Here is a 16005-nt window from a genome sequence, read left to right on the forward strand (position 1 = left end):
TTTCATTATACCATGTTTTCACTCATTTTTCAATAAATTTTCAGACAATTTAATATTGAGTAACTTATACTAATAATAGACTTTTATCCTCAAAATTGATAAAATAGGAAAGAAAATAAGATAAAAGGAAACTGAAATCACCATGATGAACATGCAAAACATGATGCGTCAAGCACAAAAACTTCAAAAACAGATGGAACAAAGCCAAGCTGAGCTTGCTGCTCTGCAATTTGTTGGCAAATCTGCTCAAGACCTTGTTCAAGCGACCTTAACTGGAGATAAGAAAGTTGTCAGCATTGACTTCAATCCAGCTGTCGTTGACCCTGAAGACCTTGAAACTCTTTCTGATATGACCGTTCAAGCCATCAACTCTGCTCTTGAACAAATCGATGAAACTACCAAGAAAAAACTAGGTGCTTTCGCTGGAAAATTACCATTCTAAGCATAAGAAAAAGGCTCTTTAATATCTGTAGGTAAGTTCCCCTACAGATAATATAGAGCCTATTTTGTTGTCTTGAAAATATCTGAAAATATCAAATCAATGCTTCTATTTAATATGAAAAAGGCTACTGGATTTTTTCAAAATGAACATCCAGCAGCCTTTTCACTTTTTATTAATAAGTTCCTTCTTCACCTTGACTAGTCAAGATAACTGGTCCATCTTTAGTAATCACGAATTGGTGTTCATATTGACAAGATAAACCACCGTCAATGGTCTTATGCGCCCAACCGGTCTTCATATCTGTATCAATTTCCCAGTCACCTGTATTGATCATTGGTTCAATAGTCAATACCATTCCTTCACGGAGACGAAGCCCACGACCAGCAATACCATAGTTAGGAACCATTGGTTCTTCGTGCATAGTTGGACCAACACCATGACCAACCAAATCACGTACTACACCGTAACCACGACTTTCAGCGTATTCTTGAATAGCTGCACCAATATCACCGATACGATTTCCAACAACAGCTTGCTCGATTCCCTTGTACATAGCTTCTTTGGTTACATCCATCAAATTTTTCACTTCTTCGGACGGTGTACCAACAGCATAAGCCCAACACGAGTCTGCTAAACCACCAGAGTAGCTCTGAGTGTATTTTTTCATTTGCTCCACATTGTTGAAGTTTAGTTTTGAGACATTCAGGTCAGATTTGGCTATAGGACCTCCCAAAACCATATCAACTTTCAGTAAATCACCATCTTTCAAGATATAGTGACGAGGGAAGGCATGAGCCACTTCATCATTAAGAGAGCAACAGGTAGCATAAGGATAGTCCATCATAGCACCGTCAACTCCAATCTGAAGCGGAAGGAAATTTTCTTCCTTACAACGACGGCGGACATACTCTTCAACTTCCCACATATCTACGCCAGGCTTAATCAAATCACGTAAGCCGATATGAATACTTGCTAGAAAATCACCAGCCTTATCCATAGCTTCGATTTCACGAGCTGATTTTAATGTTATCATTTTTTCTCCTAGTTTCTAATTAATTTTAACAGTCACATTTGCTTTTGAAACAATCTGGTGACCATGATAAATATCGTAGTCAATAATAGCTGACCGTCTCGTATGATGGATAATTCGTGCTTGAATGCGCAGTATATCATCTATCTGAACAGCCTGTAAAAAGTAAATCAGCATCTGCTCGATAATGAGATTTCGACCACTATTAACAACTAAATCTTGGGTCATGTGGGTCAAAATTTCTGCCAATACACCATTAGCCAAAACACCGTTCTTCTCAAGCATAAAGGGTTCCACTGTAATGACTACTTCATCATGATGATAAGAAAGTTTTTGTCCAATCTGCTCAGAAAAAGTAGGTAGAGCAGAAACTTGGGAACGACTCATCTTCTCCATGACATCTCGTCTAGTTACAACGCCAAGTAAGGTTTGATTACTTCGAATAACTGGTACCATTTCAAAGTCTTCAGCAATCATCCGTTGACTCACATTGGCAATATTTGTCGATAATCCAACTAAAAATAGACTACGAGACATGACCTTATCAATTGTCGTACTTGGCGATTTATCACCAGCGTCCCTCATGGTTACAACTCCAACAACAACCTGATGTTGATTAATAACAGGGAAACGACTGCTACGATTCTTACGTACCAAGTCCAAATAATCTTTAACAGTGTCGGTCTCTCTCAGAAAACCATATTCATGACTCGGGCGATAAAGCTTCTCAACTGTCAAAATATCTGTTTTGATTTGAACATTTGACAAGGCTTTATTGATCATGGTCGCAACGGTGAAAGTATCATGTTTGCTTCTTAAAACAGGAATTCCCTTTTGGTTAGCCAGTTTAATGACATCATCATGAACCTGAAATCCACCTGTAACCAGAACTGCATTTTCATTTTCCAGCGCTAATAATTGAATACGAGTCCGGTCTCCGACAATCAAGAGCCCCCCATCATGAAGGTAAGATAAGATATTTTGCTCAGTCATGGCACCGATCGAGAACTTACTAAATTCTCTCTCTAAACCTTCTTGACCAGCCAGAACCTCAGAAGAAGTCACTTCTGCAATTTCAGCAAAAGTTAATCTCTCTATAGCAACTTTCTGAGATTTAACACGTATAGTACCACTTCTTGGGCGAGTCTCTACAATTCCACGGTTTTCAGCTTCCTTGATAGCCCGATAGGCCGTTCCATCACTGACTCCTAGATGGTTGGAAATGCTTCGAACACTGACTCTTTTACCAACGGGTAATTCTTCCAAATAGCTTAGAATTTCTTGGTGTTTACTCATTAATTTCTCCCTTTACAAAGCGAAACTCAAGATAATCTCGCATTTTCCTTGTATAGCGATCACTTCCTTTAAATTGCCGAATTAAACGGAATCCAGACTTAAGAGCAACTTTTTGGCTAGCTTCATTTTCAAGATGAGTAATGATGGATAATTGTTTTAAACCAAATTCTTCAAAAGAAAGCTGACAAATTTTTCTAACAACCTCGGTCATAAATCCTTGAGACCAAGCATCTTTTCTCAAAAAATAGCCAAGCTCCGCTTCTTTTTTAATTTCATCTAGCTTCTCAAACTTAATTGAACCAATCATTTTTTCAGTTTTCTTGTCACAAATAGCCCATACTCCTAAAGGAGCCTTCATAAAATAATTGGCCAGTGCATATTGACTCTCTTCCAAACTAGCTTGACTTGGAAAAATGAATTGTAAATTTTCTGGATTTGAAGCTATCGCATGGAAGTCCTGACTATCACTAAAAAAGAAAGGACGCAAATACAAGCGATCCGTTTCAAAGAAAGAAAACATTGCTAATTTGGTCCAAATATTCATAAACACCTCTACGGTTTATTCTTCAACAAGTGTAATATCCGCTCCTAGATTACGTAATTTTTCAATAATATCTGAATAACCACGTAAGATGAACTCAATATTTGTAATTTCAGTTTTACCTTCAGCCATCAAACCAGCAATGACAAGTGCGGCCCCAGCTCTAAGGTCAGTAGCTTTTACATTTGCTCCACGTAAACTACGTCCACCGGTATATAAAATATGGTCATTTGTAGTCGTAATATCCGCGTCCATCTTTGCTAGTTCAAAAACATGGTTTACACGTTTTTCATAAATAGTATCAATAATGGTACCACGCCCTTCCGCTGTTAACAAGAGAGGAGTAATTGGTTGTTGCAAGTCAGTAGCAAAACCAGGATAAGGAGCTGTCTTAATATTGATTGCTTTCAAATTAGACTGTTCTTCGACAAAAATGCTATCTTCAGATACAGTCATTCGAACTCCCATTTCTTCCAACTTCGCAATGAAACCTTCTAAGTGCTCGTATAGTACATTATTAATACGAATTCCCTTACCAACTGCAGCAGCTAAAGAAATATACGTTCCAGCTTCAATACGATCTGGAATCACCTGATGACGCGTTCCATGTAATCTGTCAACACCATCAATAATGATGATATTGGTTCCAGCACCACGGATATGGGCACCCATATTATTCAATAGAGTAGCAACGTCAATAATCTCAGGTTCACGGGCTGCATTTTCAATAATAGTACGACCATTTGCTTTAACCGCAGCAATCATCGTATTAATCGTCGCACCCACACTAACCGTATCCATGTAGATACTTGCGCCGTGAAGTCCTGTATCTTTGGCAGATAACTTCATGTTATCTCCCTCGTAGCTAACAGTTGCTCCCATAGCTTCAAAAGCCTTAAGGTGTAAGTCAATAGGGCGAGGTCCCAAATCACATCCACCAGGTAAACCGACAGTGGCTTCCCCAAAACGACCTAAAAGACTTCCATAAAAATAATAAGATGCACGAAGACTATTGATTTTCCCATAAGGCATTGGAATATTTTGAACACCTCTTGGATCAATCTCTAACACATCGTCATAACGCTTAACGGTAGCGCCCATCAATTCCATAATTTCGACAAGACTTGCCACATCCGAAATATCTGGTACACAATCCAAAGTCACAACATCATCTGCCAAAATAATAGCCGGAATCAAAGCTACAACACTATTTTTTGCGCCACTAATGGTAATCTCACCTTGCAGGGGCAAACCACCATTGATAACAATTTTTCTCATTTTAAATTTTTAATACTCTTTCAAAATTTCTAAAAAGGTCTTTCTAGTCCATTATACCATAAATTTTAATAATTTCCCATTGCTCTTATTAAAATCATCCCCTTTTTGCCCCCTGATACAAAAAAAGACCTATCATACAGGCTAGAAAGCTTGATATGATAGGCTTTTTTTATTTTGATTAGCGTACTGTGCGGATACGCATTGTGTTTGTACGAACAGCTTCTCCAACTGGTACACCAGCTACGATAACGATATCGTCACCAGATTGTACAAGTCCTGCTTCAACTGCTTTACGTTCAGCGATTTCGAACATATCGTCAGTTGATGATGGAGCATCTGTCAACATTGGGATAACACCCCAGTTCAACATCAATCCACGTTCTGTCAATTCGTCGAATGTCAATGCCAAGATGTCAGCATTTGGACGGTATTTAGAGATCAAACGTGCAGTGTGACCTGTCTTAGTAAGAGTTACAACCAATTTGATATCCATTGAGTTAGTAGCATCTTTAACAGCTGAAGCCATTACTTCTGTCTTAGAGTTACGTTCAAATGAATCTGAGTTCAAACGACCGTATTCGTTAAGAAGAGTTTGAGCGTTCTTGTCGATTGTAGCCATTGTAGTTACTGACTCAAGTGGGTATTTACCATTTGCAGACTCACCTGAAAGCATTGTTGCGTCAGTTCCATCGATAACAGCGTTAAATACGTCTGATACTTCTGAACGAGTTGCACGTGGTTTTTCAGTCATTGTTTCAAGCATGTTTGTTGCAGTGATAACAACTTTACCTGCAGCATTGACTTTAGTAATAATCATTTTTTGGTAAACTGGAACCATTTCGAATGGTACTTCGATACCCATGTCACCACGAGCGATCATGATACCGTCAGCAGCTTCAATGATTTCATCCAAGTTGTCGATACCTTGTTGGTTTTCGATTTTAGCGAACAATTGAACGTGTCCATTTCCAGTTTCTTTACAGATTGCACGAACTTCGTTCACGTCTTTAGCAGTACGTACGAATGAAATCGCGATGAAGTTGATACCTTGTTCAAGACCGAAGCGGATATCATCGTTATCGCGTTCAGCAAGAGCTGGGAAAGGAATTTTAGTGTTAGGGATGTTAACACCTTTTTGTTTAGCAATTACGCCATCGTTTTCAACTTCAACTTCAAATTCACGAGTTGCATCATCTTTAGCAACCACACGAAGACCAAGTTTACCATCGTCAACCAAAACTTGACGACCAACTTCAACATCATCATAGATATCAAGAGCGCCAGCAACGTTCAATGCAATCACTTCACGAGTTGATTTGATTCCTTGTTTAGTCGCAATACGGATTTTTTCACCAGTTGCGTAAGAGTACTCTTTTGCATCTCCTTCAAACAATTCAGTACGGATTTCTGGTCCTTTTGTATCAAGAAGGAAACCAACTTTTTTACCTGCAAGTTTTTCTGCAAGTTTAACAGTTGCCATACGGTCACCTTGTTCTTGGTGGTCACCGTGTGAGAAGTTGAAACGGAATGTGTTAGCACCAGCTTCAATCAATTTAGCAATGTTTTTAGCTGAAGCTTCAACATCAAGTTTTTCACCCCAGTATCCGTCATCACCAAATTTTTTACCACCACGGATTTCTACCGCAGGTCCCAAAGTTGCAACGATTTTTACACGTTTATTCATGATTTTTGTGACTCCTTTATATATATGACCTTTTTGGTCTTATTAACTAAATTATAAATTATGACAAGCTCTTATTCAAGCTAGATAGCTCAAGGTCAGCCTTGTGTGGGTTGTTAACCACAATCTTACCATCTGCAGTAAGGCTAAACAATGCTCCTTCTTCTGCAGTTCCAAGAATTGGGTTTTCAACCATTTTCTCGTTACGGATACCAACCGCAACCCCACCGATACCTTCTTTAAGAAGTTTAACAGCATGTGCACCCATACGTGATGCCAAAACACGGTCACGCGCAGTTGGAGAACCACCACGTTGAATATGTCCAAGTTCTGTCACACGAAGGTCGCTTGTATCCCCAGCTTCTTTTAGTTTTTGACCAAATTCAGCTGCAGACATCACACCTTCTGCCAAGACGATGATGTTGTGTTTTTTACCACACTCATAACCACATTTAATGCTTTCAACGATATCTTCAATCTTGAATCCTTCTTCAGGAATGATGATTTCATCAGCACCAGTTGCAATACCAGCCCAAAGAGCGATATCACCAGCGTTACGTCCCATAACTTCGATAACAAAAGTACGACGGTGACTTGATGACGTATCACGAATCTTATCGATAGCGTCCATAGCAGTCGTAACCGCTGTGTCAAAACCGATTGTAAAGTCAGTACCAACGATATCGTTATCGATTGTGCCTGGAAGACCGATAGCTGGGAATCCATGTTCAGTCAAACGCATAGCACCGTGGTAAGATCCGTCACCACCGATAACAACTACACCTTCAATTCCGTGTTTTTTCAATTGCTCAATCCCTTTAAGTTGCCCTTCAAGTTGAGCGAACTCTGGGTAACGAGCAGAGTGAAGGAAAGTACCACCACGAGAAATGATGTCTCCTACTGAAGCCGCATCTAGGGGATGAATTTCACCAGCAACCATACCAGCATATCCATCATAGATACCAAATACTTCCATTCCTTCTGAAATTGCTTGACGAACAACTGCACGGATAGCAGCGTTCATACCAGGGGCGTCTCCACCACTAGTCAAAACAGCAATACGTTTCATATTGGTTATGCTCCTTTTTCTTTTAACATTCTTACTGATTATATCACATTTAAATGGAAAATTCTTCTATTTTCCGTAATTTTAGCGATAAATCGTTTTCATAACGATTCCACCTAATTTCGCTTCTAATTCAGTGGATTTAACTACAAAATGATTGGGAGAAACAATCGTTCTCTGTTCCTCTTCATACCTGATGATGACTGGGATTGGGCCTTTATATTGATCTAAAATTCTCGAAATTTCTTGATCTGAGTCATGATTTTTCAACTGAATCCAAAAACGCTCAGCTACTGCTTCTCTTATTTCTTGTGCAATCATTTGCAGACGGCCATCTCGTAACTGGATTTTTCCTTTTATATAGTAGAAAGCTCCTTCTCTTACTTCCTGTCCAACCTGTCGATATAAATCTGAAAAGAGCGTAACATCCAATTTTTTCTTACTGTCATCCACCTGTAAGAAAGCCATATTTTCACCTTTTTTGGTACGAATTACTTTTATCTTCTGAACCTCAACCAAGATAATAGCATAGCTATTTTCTGATAAATTACTAATAGGAGTAATCGGATAAATAGCCTTACTTGCAATAGCTTGTAGTGGATGTTTGCTGACTCCTACTCCTAGAAGCTCTTGTTCCATGTAGAATTTTTCTTGCTCCGTCCAGTCCTCCAAATCTTGCCAACTATAAATGCTCTCTCCAAATAAGCTTCCTAACTCTTTCACAAATTCAAATAGATTACCTAAATTATTAAATACTTTTTGGCGATTTTTTTCAAATGAATCGAAAAGACCAACTTTTACCAAAGGTTCCAGCAAGGGAAGTTTCAAATAATTCTCAGGTAGTTTAGCTATAAAATCTTCAATGTTAGAATAAGGTCTATGTTCGATAATCCAAAGTGCCAAATCCTTGCTGAGCCCCTTAATCGATTTCAAACCTAGATAGATAGATTTGTTGGCAATTTTATCGTGATAGGGAATAGTATTAATGGACAATGGGGCTACTTCAAAACCTGCTTCTAAGGCATCTGTTACATAATCACTGTTGGCAGAATTCAACATGACTTGATAAAAAATGGCTGGATAATGTGTTTTGAAATAGGCCAACTGGAAGGCCAAGGCTGAGTAAGCATAGGCGTGAGATCGGTTAAATCCATAACCTGCAAACTTCTCCATAACATCAAAGACCTGCTCTGCCTTTTCCCTAGTATGACCAGCATCTAATGATCCTTGAATAAAGGATTCCCTCATTTCATGCATGGCAAAGGCATCTTTTTTCCCCATAGCCCGACGTAAAATATCGGCTTTCCCGAGGCTAAATCCAGCAAATCTCTGAGCAACCTGCATAACCTGCTCCTGATAGAGCATGATGCCGTAGGTTGGAGCCAAAATATCCTCCAGTACTGGATCCAGAACAGTCACTTCTTCCTGCCCATGCTTTCTTGCCACAAAATTATTGATGTAGTCACTGGCACCTGGTCGATTTAGAGAAGTAGTTGCTACGACATCTTCAAAACAGACTGGTTGCACACGTTTGAGCAAGCGAATGGCACCAGGTTGCTCAAATTGAAAGATACCTTTTGTATTGCCAGAGGCAAATAAAGCTAACGTTTCTTTGTCTTCCAAATCAATTTCTTCAATTTTAAGGTGAATACCTTCTGATTCAGCAAGCAATTCTTGCATCTTCTGGACAAAGGTCAAATTTCGCAGTCCCAGAAAGTCCATTTTCAATAGCCCGCTAGATTCAACTCCATGAGCATCATACTGAGTCAGCGGAATTTCGTCACCATGTTTTAGAGGAATGTAGTTGGTCAAATCTTGGTCACTGATTACAACACCAGCCGCATGGACAGAGGTTTGTCTTGGATAGCCCTCTATCCTGCAAGCAATTTCAAAGGCTTTTTGATATTCTAGCTTACTATTGATTTGCTGACGAAACTGAAGATTACCCTCATAGGCCGACTTGAGATTATCACGAAAACTGATTTTCTTGGTAATTGCAGATAATTCATACTCTGGCACACCAAAACGTTTTAAAACATCTCGCAGAGCTTGCTTAGCACCAAAAGTAGAAAAGGTAACGATTTGAGCCGCATGTTTACTACCATATTTATTACCAACATATCTGATAAAATCTGGACGATAAATATCAGGAATATCAATATCAATATCAGGCATGGTATAGCGTTCACGATTGAGGAAACGTTCAAAAATCAGATTTTTCTGAACTGGGTCAATCCCTGTAATGTCTAGAGCATAGGAAACCAAGCTACCAACTGCGGAACCTCGTCCCATTCCCATATAATAGCCATTCGAACGTCCAAAACGCAATAAATCCCAAACAACCAAGAAATAATCATCAAAGCCCATATCATGAATAACAGCCAATTCTTGGTCTAGACGGTCTTGATATTCTTTACCAGTTAACCCCTTCTGAGCAAGCCCCAATTCAGCACGTTCTCTTAATTCTTCTACTGCTGGTCTAGCAGGATTAAAGCGAGGCAGTTTCAGACTAGTATCCAAGTCATAAGAAATACCTGAAATAAGCTTTTCTAAGTTTTCCAAGGCTTGAGGAAAACGCTCTTGGAATAGTTTCTCTAAAGAACTTGCTGACATAAAAACATCTTGTCTAGAACGCAAAGGAACTTCTCTGAGCGGTAGATTTTCTTTAATCGCTGCTAATACTTGAAGAACTTCTCTATCCTTACTTTCAAATGTATTGACCCGATAAAGTGGCAAAATTGGATGATGAAATTCTCTGGCCAGTGTCTCTGGGTAAACCCCTATATAGTAATCACAGCCTATATTGAGCGACTCCAGTCCATCAAAATAAGGCACAATTACCGCAATATCCTCTAGATACTGAGATAAAACTGTCCAATCTTTCTCCCCCTGCATCTTGGATGTTGATAGTTTCATCAACTGCTGATAGCCCACACTAGATAAAGCTAAAAAGCGCAAATTCACATCCTTATCATCTACAAGCACATTCATTTCAAGCCCTAACAAAGGATGAATGCCGTATTTTTTTGTAACCTCTAGAAAATCGAAAGCCCCGTAAAGATTGTCAATATCCATCATAGCCAGATGAGTGTAGCCATAGTCTTTTGCTACTCTCACATACTTGTCGATTGAAATGACACTCTCCATAAAACTATAGACTGTTTTTGTATCTAGTTGTGCGATCAATTTACACTTCTCCTCTATCGTTCTCACTATATTATACCATTTTCTTAAAATTTCTATTACTATTACTGATGCTTTAATATCTAATAGCTCAAATCATAGTTAATTAGACAATCCTTGCCTGATTTACAACAGCACCACTAATATTTTTGTATTTAAGCTTATCATTTCACATGTTTATTTTATAAATACTTATTTTTATTTATTATAGTTTCTATTAATTTTTATAGTATCTTTTCTCTCTATTTTTTGATATAATAACTGTAATATATTTCATAAGTAGGAGGCTTTTATGCGTTTTAATCAATTCAGCTATTTTGCGCTACCTAGAGATACAATTATCTTTGAATTAAAAAAGTATGGATTTGATTTACCAGTCAACATCACAAATAAAAAAATGCTTGAAGCGTTTCTTATTCGTTTCTTTTTTAATTACAAAGATAGCTCCTATCCCCTATCCAGTTTAGCAGTTGATAAGGAAACTGACTTATTGACATTTTTTCAATCAGATAAAGAGTTGACTGCTGATATTTTCTATACTGTGGCTTTTCAACTTTTAGGTTTTTCTTACTTGGTTGACTTTGAAGACGGCGAAGCTTTTCGCAAAGAGACTGGTTTTCCCATTGTATATGGTGACTTGATTGAAAATCTCTATCAGTTACTCAATACTCGCACTAAAAAGGGGAACACTCTTATCGACCAACTTGTCAGCGACGGTCTTATTCCTGAGGATAATGACTATCACTACTTTAACGGCAAGAGTTTGGCTACTTTTTCTAGCCATGATGCCATTCGAGAAGTCGTTTACGTTGAGTCTCGTGTCGATACTGACCAAAAAGGTCTACCAGACCTAGTCAAGGTCAGCATTATTCGTCCTCGTTATGATGGGCAAATCCCTGCTATCATGACAGCCAGCCCCTACCATCAGGGAACCAATGACAAGGCTAGTGATAAGGCTCTCTACAAGATGGAGGGTGAGCTTGAGGTCAAACCTGCTCACAAGATTGAGCTTAAAGAACCTCAACTAAATCTCCTCCAACCTCAAGGTCAAGCTGAGCTTGTGTCAGAAGCTGAGGAAAAGCTAACGCACATCAACGCTAGCTATACTCTCAACGACTACTTCCTTCCACGAGGCTTTGCCAATCTCTATGTGTCAGGTGTTGGAACCAAAGATTCTACAGGTTTCATGACTAATGGAGACTACCAGCAAATCGAAGCTTATAAAAATGTTATCGATTGGCTTAATGGTCGTTGTCGTGCCTTCACCGACCACACGCGCCAGCGTCAAGTTAAGGCTGACTGGTCAAACGGAAAAGTAGCCACAACTGGACTTTCCTATCTAGGTACCATGTCCAATGGTCTTGCGACTACAGGTGTAGATGGTTTAGAGGTTATCATTTCCGAGGCTGGTATTTCTTCGTGGTACAACTACTACCGTGAAAACGGTCTGGTAACTAGCCCAGGTGGATATCCAGGGGAGGACTTTGACTCCCTTGCTGAACTAACCTACTCTCGTAATCTCTTGGCTGGTGACTATATTCGTGGGAACGAAGCTCACCAAGCTGACTTAGAAAAAGTAAAAGAGCAACTGGATCGCAAGTCTGGCGACTACAATCAGTTTTGGCATGACCGTAATTATCTACTCAATGCCCATAAGGTAAAAGCAGAGGTTGTCTTTACCCACGGGTCTCAGGATTGGAATGTCAAGCCACTTCATGTTTACCAGATGTTCCATGCCCTTCCTACTTATATAAATAAGCATCTTTTTTTCCATAATGGCGCTCATGTTTATATGAACAACTGGCAGTCCATTGACTTCCGTGAATCCATGAATGCCTTATTGACTAAGAAATTACTAGAACAGGAAACGGATTACCAACTTCCTACTGTTATCTGGCAGGATAATACCGCTCCTCAGACTTGGTTATCACTTGATACATTCGGTGAGCAAGAGAACTTTGAAACTTTCTCACTTGGTCAAGAAGAGCAAGTCATTCAAAACCAGTACCCAGATAAGGATTTTGGGCGCTATGGTAAAACATACCAGACCTTTAATACAGACCTCTATCAAGGGAAAGCCAATCAAATTACTATTGACCTTCCTGTAACCAAGGATCTCCACCTGAACGGTCGCGCTCAGCTCAATCTGCGTATCAAGTCCAGTACAAACAAGGGGCTCTTATCAGCCCAACTACTGGAACATGGACAAAAGAAATATCTACAACCTTATCCAGCTGTTTTAAGTGCTAGAACCATTGACAACGGTCGCTACCACATGTTGGAAAATCTCTGTGAATTGCCATTTCGTGAAAATGCGCAACGAGTCGTGACAAAAGGCTACCTCAATTTGCAAAATAGAAATGATTTACTGTTAGTAGAGGATATTAAGGCAGATGAATGGATGGATATCCAGTTTGAACTGCAACCAACTATTTACAAGTTAAAAGAAGGAGATACTCTTCGTTTAGTCCTCTATACTACTGACTTTGAAATCACCATCCGTGACAATACTGACTACCACCTGACTGTCGATCTTGAACAGTCTACACTTCTCTTACCTTGTCAAAAGGTATGATATCAGACTTTCAATATGGAAGATTTCCACTTAAACAGTTGAAACAAACATAAACTTGGTATCAAATGCAATCCCGATATAGGCTTATGATAGGTCTACACGGAAGCTTTGACAAAAGATACTAAAACCCTAACCAACATGTGTACTCATTAATAATACTCGCTACCACACCACATGTTGAAAAATCTTTGTGAATTAACATTAATCATAAATTCACAATAAGTCGTGACAAAAGGCTACCCTAATTGAATGATTTACTGTTAGTAGAGGACACCAATGTAGATAAACGGATAGATACCCAATTCATCTACACTCAACTAGTGACAAGTTAAAAGAGTGGGATTTTCTCCATTTAGTCCTATACTACTGACTTTGAAATCATCATACGTGACAATACCGCTTACCACCCGACTGACGATTTCGTTCCGTCCACGCTTTCTGTACCTAGTACAAGGAGTAACATTTTATGAATAAATCTGAACACCGACACCAACTCATACGAGCTCTTGTAACGAAAAACAAGATTCATACTCAAGCTGAGCTACAAGCTCTTCTTGCTGATAATGATATTCAAGTTACACAAGCTACACTTTCAAGAGATATTAAAAGCATGAACCTCTCAAAAGTACGAGAAGAAGACAACTCTTACTACGTGCTCAATACAGGTTCTATCTCAAAATGGGAAAAACGTCTCGAAATTTACATGGAAGATGCTCTTGTCTTGATGCGCCCAGTTCAACATCAAGTCCTACTAAAAACCCTTCCTGGACTTGCTCAATCCTTTGGTTCTATCATTGATGCTTTGAGCTTCCCCGACGCTATTGCTAGCCTCTGTGGCGATGATGTCTGTCTCGTCATCTGCGAAGATGCAGAAGCTGCTCAAAAATGCTTTGAAGAATTGAAAAAATTCGCTCCACCATTTTTCTTTGAAGAATAAGAAAATTCCGTGTCTGATGTGGCACGGAATTTTCTTATATTCTTTACTGAGATGGATTTTCTTTTTTAGTTCGTGCCAATCTCAGGGCACGATTTGGATTGAGACGATTAAATAGTTCTTCCAATTTCTTTTCATTCCAAACGTCTGCGGCAGAAACAAAATTGCCATCCGCATCTCGGAAAGATATCGGTTTATCTCCCATACCAGTCTCCTAGTCTACAAATTCAAACTCAAATTTACCAATGCGGACCAAGTCACCATCTTTAGCTCCACGCGCACGAAGGGCTTCATCAACCCCCATACCACGTAGCTGGCGAGCAAATTTCATGACTGATTCGTCACGATCAAAGTTGGTCATATTAAAGAGTTTCATCAGTTTTTCACCAGAAAGCACCCATGTTGCATCGTCATCACGACTAATTTCAAAGGCTTTTTCTTCCTCGTCAAAGCCATAGTAGGCTTCTTCTTCCATATCTGACTCGTCGTAGAGCAAGAATTCTGGTGTCTTGTCTAACAATTCAGCTGTAGCATCCAAGAGCGTTGCCAGACCTTGCTTGGTCAATCCAGAAATCGGGAAGATAGCTGGTAGCTCTTCAAATTCATCATAGTTTTCAGCTAATTTTTTCTTGAATTCTTCAAGATTTTCCTGACTCTCAGGCATATCCATCTTATTGGCTACGATAATCTGTGGACGCTCCATGAGACGAAGATTGTATGACTCCAACTCCTTGTTAATAGCAAGATAATCCTCATAAGGATCACGTCCTTCGCTAGCTGACATATCAATGATGTGAAGGATGACACGTGTACGCTCGATGTGACGGAGGAACTGAGTTCCCAGACCGACTCCCTGACTAGCTCCTTCAATCAAACCTGGTAGATCAGCTACTGCAAAGGATTCACCTGATTGGGTACGAACCATTCCTAGATTTGGCACAATTGTCGTAAAGTGGTAGGCAGCAATTTTAGGCTTAGCTGAGGTGATAACACTTAAAAGTGTTGATTTCCCAACAGAGGGGAAGCCTACTAAACCAACATCTGCCAAGATTTTTAATTCCAATTGTAACTCACGTTCCTGACCTGGTTCTCCATTTTCAGAGATTTCCGGTGCAGGATTTTTTGGTGTTGCAAAGCGGATATTTCCACGTCCACCACGACCACCGTGGGCAACGATAAATTCTTGACCGTGTTCAATCAAATCTGTCAAGACCTTGCCTGTCTCAGCATCACGCACAGTCGTACCTTGTGGTACTCGAACTCTAAGGTCCTCAGCACCACGACCATGCATCCCTTTGGTCATTCCTTTCTCACCAGAATCAGCCTTGAAATGGCGATTATAGCGGAAATCCATGAGAGTACGTAGACCTTCGTCTACAACGAAGACTACATTACCTCCACGACCACCGTCACCACCCCAAGGACCGCCATTAGGGACATATTTTTCACGGCGAAAGGCAACCATACCATCGCCACCATTACCAGCCTTGACCTTGATCTTGGCTGTATCTAAAAACATACTCATTTTTTTCTTCTCACTTTAAAAAAGGGCTGGGAAATCCCAGTCACAAAATTTTCTTGAATCTATTTTATAGATTACTGAGGGCACCAATTGCAGTTGCAAAAATACCCAAAATACTTGCTACTAACATGATAAGTACGATAAGCAAGGTTAATTTCTCAAACATAGTTTTTTTACGTTTTCCATTATCTCCAAATGCCATTTTTATCTCCTTCATTACATTCTATTTTCTATTATCTTAGCATGAATTTAGCTAGTTTTCAATAGTCACTTGCTACCGGCGCAATAATCCATAAAATGATATAAGCTACAATTCCTGCCCCATAACAAAATGCAAGAACACCCCATATTACACGAACAATAGTCGGATCAATATCAAAATAATTTGCGACCCCAGCACATACTCCAGCAATTTTTTGATCACTACCACTTCTCATCAATTGTTTTTTCATAGCTA

At 39.4% G+C, this 16005-nt stretch carries 14 protein-coding genes; 3 read left to right on the forward strand and 11 right to left on the reverse strand.

From position 1 onward, the window contains the following. The first annotated feature begins 142 nt into the window (after window positions 1–142). Window positions 143–442, forward strand: coding sequence for a YbaB/EbfC family nucleoid-associated protein (locus KUA57_RS00865; RefSeq protein WP_125447156.1), 300 nt, complete (start codon window positions 143–145; stop codon window positions 440–442). 172 nt (window positions 443–614) lie between these two features. On the opposite strand, the gene KUA57_RS00870 is transcribed toward KUA57_RS00865, so the two are convergent. The 7 genes from KUA57_RS00870 to KUA57_RS00900 all read right to left on the reverse strand — a co-directional run bounded on the left by KUA57_RS00870 (window position 615) and on the right by KUA57_RS00900 (window position 10520). Beyond that, window positions 615–1475 carry a methionyl aminopeptidase gene (locus KUA57_RS00870; RefSeq protein WP_000631543.1) on the reverse strand — a complete coding sequence of 287 codons (861 nt, stop codon included), beginning with the start codon at window positions 1473–1475 and terminating at the stop codon, window positions 615–617. A 15-nt stretch (window positions 1476–1490) separates the two neighbouring features. Continuing rightward, the gene (spxR, locus tag KUA57_RS00875; protein WP_218493489.1) at window positions 1491–2768 is read right to left on the reverse strand and encodes a CBS-HotDog domain-containing transcription factor SpxR; all 1278 of its coding nucleotides are present in this window, start codon (window positions 2766–2768) and stop codon (window positions 1491–1493) included. Continuing rightward, complete coding sequence (locus KUA57_RS00880) at window positions 2761–3312, reverse strand: GNAT family N-acetyltransferase (protein WP_218493490.1); 552 nt, start codon at window positions 3310–3312, stop codon at window positions 2761–2763. Before KUA57_RS00880 ends, spxR begins: the two co-directional genes overlap by 8 nt. Window positions 3313–3327: 15 nt before the next feature. After that, window positions 3328–4587: a UDP-N-acetylglucosamine 1-carboxyvinyltransferase gene (gene murA / locus KUA57_RS00885; RefSeq protein WP_049491775.1), complete on the reverse strand. Its 1260-nt coding sequence runs from the start codon at window positions 4585–4587 to the stop codon at window positions 3328–3330. Window positions 4588–4765: 178 nt separating this feature from the next. Beyond that, complete coding sequence (pyk, locus tag KUA57_RS00890) at window positions 4766–6271, reverse strand: pyruvate kinase (protein WP_125447152.1); 1506 nt, start codon at window positions 6269–6271, stop codon at window positions 4766–4768. Window positions 6272–6329: 58 nt separating this feature from the next. Continuing rightward, window positions 6330–7337, reverse strand: coding sequence for a 6-phosphofructokinase (gene pfkA, locus KUA57_RS00895; RefSeq protein WP_000820863.1), 1008 nt, complete (start codon window positions 7335–7337; stop codon window positions 6330–6332). Window positions 7338–7418: 81 nt separating this feature from the next. Then, window positions 7419–10520: a DNA polymerase III subunit alpha gene (locus tag KUA57_RS00900; RefSeq protein ID WP_185756766.1), complete on the reverse strand. Its 3102-nt coding sequence runs from the start codon at window positions 10518–10520 to the stop codon at window positions 7419–7421. Window positions 10521–10809: 289 nt separating this feature from the next. Here KUA57_RS00900 and KUA57_RS00905 point away from each other — a divergent pair, with 289 nt between their 5' ends. Continuing rightward, window positions 10810–13092, forward strand: coding sequence for a Xaa-Pro dipeptidyl-peptidase (locus KUA57_RS00905; protein ID WP_218493491.1), 2283 nt, complete (start codon window positions 10810–10812; stop codon window positions 13090–13092). Between the two features lie 466 nt (window positions 13093–13558). Further along, window positions 13559–14029 carry an arginine repressor gene (locus KUA57_RS00910; RefSeq protein WP_001043024.1) on the forward strand — a complete coding sequence of 157 codons (471 nt, stop codon included), beginning with the start codon at window positions 13559–13561 and terminating at the stop codon, window positions 14027–14029. Window positions 14030–14072: 43 nt separating this feature from the next. On the opposite strand, the gene KUA57_RS00915 is transcribed toward KUA57_RS00910, so the two are convergent. From KUA57_RS00915 to KUA57_RS00930, 4 genes are all read right to left on the reverse strand, one after another. Then, entirely contained in the window at window positions 14073–14231 is a 159-nt protein-coding gene (locus KUA57_RS00915) for a hypothetical protein (RefSeq protein WP_001808548.1), read from the reverse strand. Window positions 14232–14240: 9 nt separating this feature from the next. Then, entirely contained in the window at window positions 14241–15551 is a 1311-nt protein-coding gene (gene obgE, locus KUA57_RS00920) for a GTPase ObgE (protein WP_218493492.1), read from the reverse strand. A 64-nt stretch (window positions 15552–15615) separates the two neighbouring features. After that, the gene (locus KUA57_RS00925) at window positions 15616–15750 is read right to left on the reverse strand and encodes a DUF4044 domain-containing protein (protein WP_000863852.1); all 135 of its coding nucleotides are present in this window, start codon (window positions 15748–15750) and stop codon (window positions 15616–15618) included. Between the two features lie 58 nt (window positions 15751–15808). Then, window positions 15809–16000: a PspC domain-containing protein gene (locus KUA57_RS00930; protein ID WP_000744434.1), complete on the reverse strand. Its 192-nt coding sequence runs from the start codon at window positions 15998–16000 to the stop codon at window positions 15809–15811. Window positions 16001–16005 lie beyond the last annotated feature (5 nt).

Origin of the sequence: Streptococcus vulneris (assembly GCF_019218685.1) — a bacterium.
Lineage (GTDB): Bacteria > Bacillota > Bacilli > Lactobacillales > Streptococcaceae > Streptococcus > Streptococcus vulneris.

Bases quoted from the DNA above. Each gene is read 5' to 3' on its own strand.
- KUA57_RS00865 (WP_125447156.1), top strand. From the start codon at position 143: ATGATGAACATGCAAAACATGATGCGTCAAGCACAAAAACTTCAAAAA.
- KUA57_RS00870 (WP_000631543.1), bottom strand. From the start codon at position 1,475: ATGATAACATTAAAATCAGCTCGTGAAATCGAAGCTATGGATAAGGCT.
- spxR (WP_218493489.1), bottom strand. From the start codon at position 2,768: ATGAGTAAACACCAAGAAATTCTAAGCTATTTGGAAGAATTACCCGTT.
- KUA57_RS00880 (WP_218493490.1), bottom strand. From the start codon at position 3,312: ATGAATATTTGGACCAAATTAGCAATGTTTTCTTTCTTTGAAACGGAT.
- murA (WP_049491775.1), bottom strand. From the start codon at position 4,587: ATGAGAAAAATTGTTATCAATGGTGGTTTGCCCCTGCAAGGTGAGATT.
- pyk (WP_125447152.1), bottom strand. From the start codon at position 6,271: ATGAATAAACGTGTAAAAATCGTTGCAACTTTGGGACCTGCGGTAGAA.
- pfkA (WP_000820863.1), bottom strand. From the start codon at position 7,337: ATGAAACGTATTGCTGTTTTGACTAGTGGTGGAGACGCCCCTGGTATG.
- KUA57_RS00905 (WP_218493491.1), top strand. From the start codon at position 10,810: ATGCGTTTTAATCAATTCAGCTATTTTGCGCTACCTAGAGATACAATT.
- KUA57_RS00910 (WP_001043024.1), top strand. From the start codon at position 13,559: ATGAATAAATCTGAACACCGACACCAACTCATACGAGCTCTTGTAACG.
- KUA57_RS00915 (WP_001808548.1), bottom strand. From the start codon at position 14,231: ATGGGAGATAAACCGATATCTTTCCGAGATGCGGATGGCAATTTTGTT.
- obgE (WP_218493492.1), bottom strand. From the start codon at position 15,551: ATGAGTATGTTTTTAGATACAGCCAAGATCAAGGTCAAGGCTGGTAAT.
- KUA57_RS00925 (WP_000863852.1), bottom strand. From the start codon at position 15,750: ATGGCATTTGGAGATAATGGAAAACGTAAAAAAACTATGTTTGAGAAA.
- KUA57_RS00930 (WP_000744434.1), bottom strand. From the start codon at position 16,000: ATGAAAAAACAATTGATGAGAAGTGGTAGTGATCAAAAAATTGCTGGA.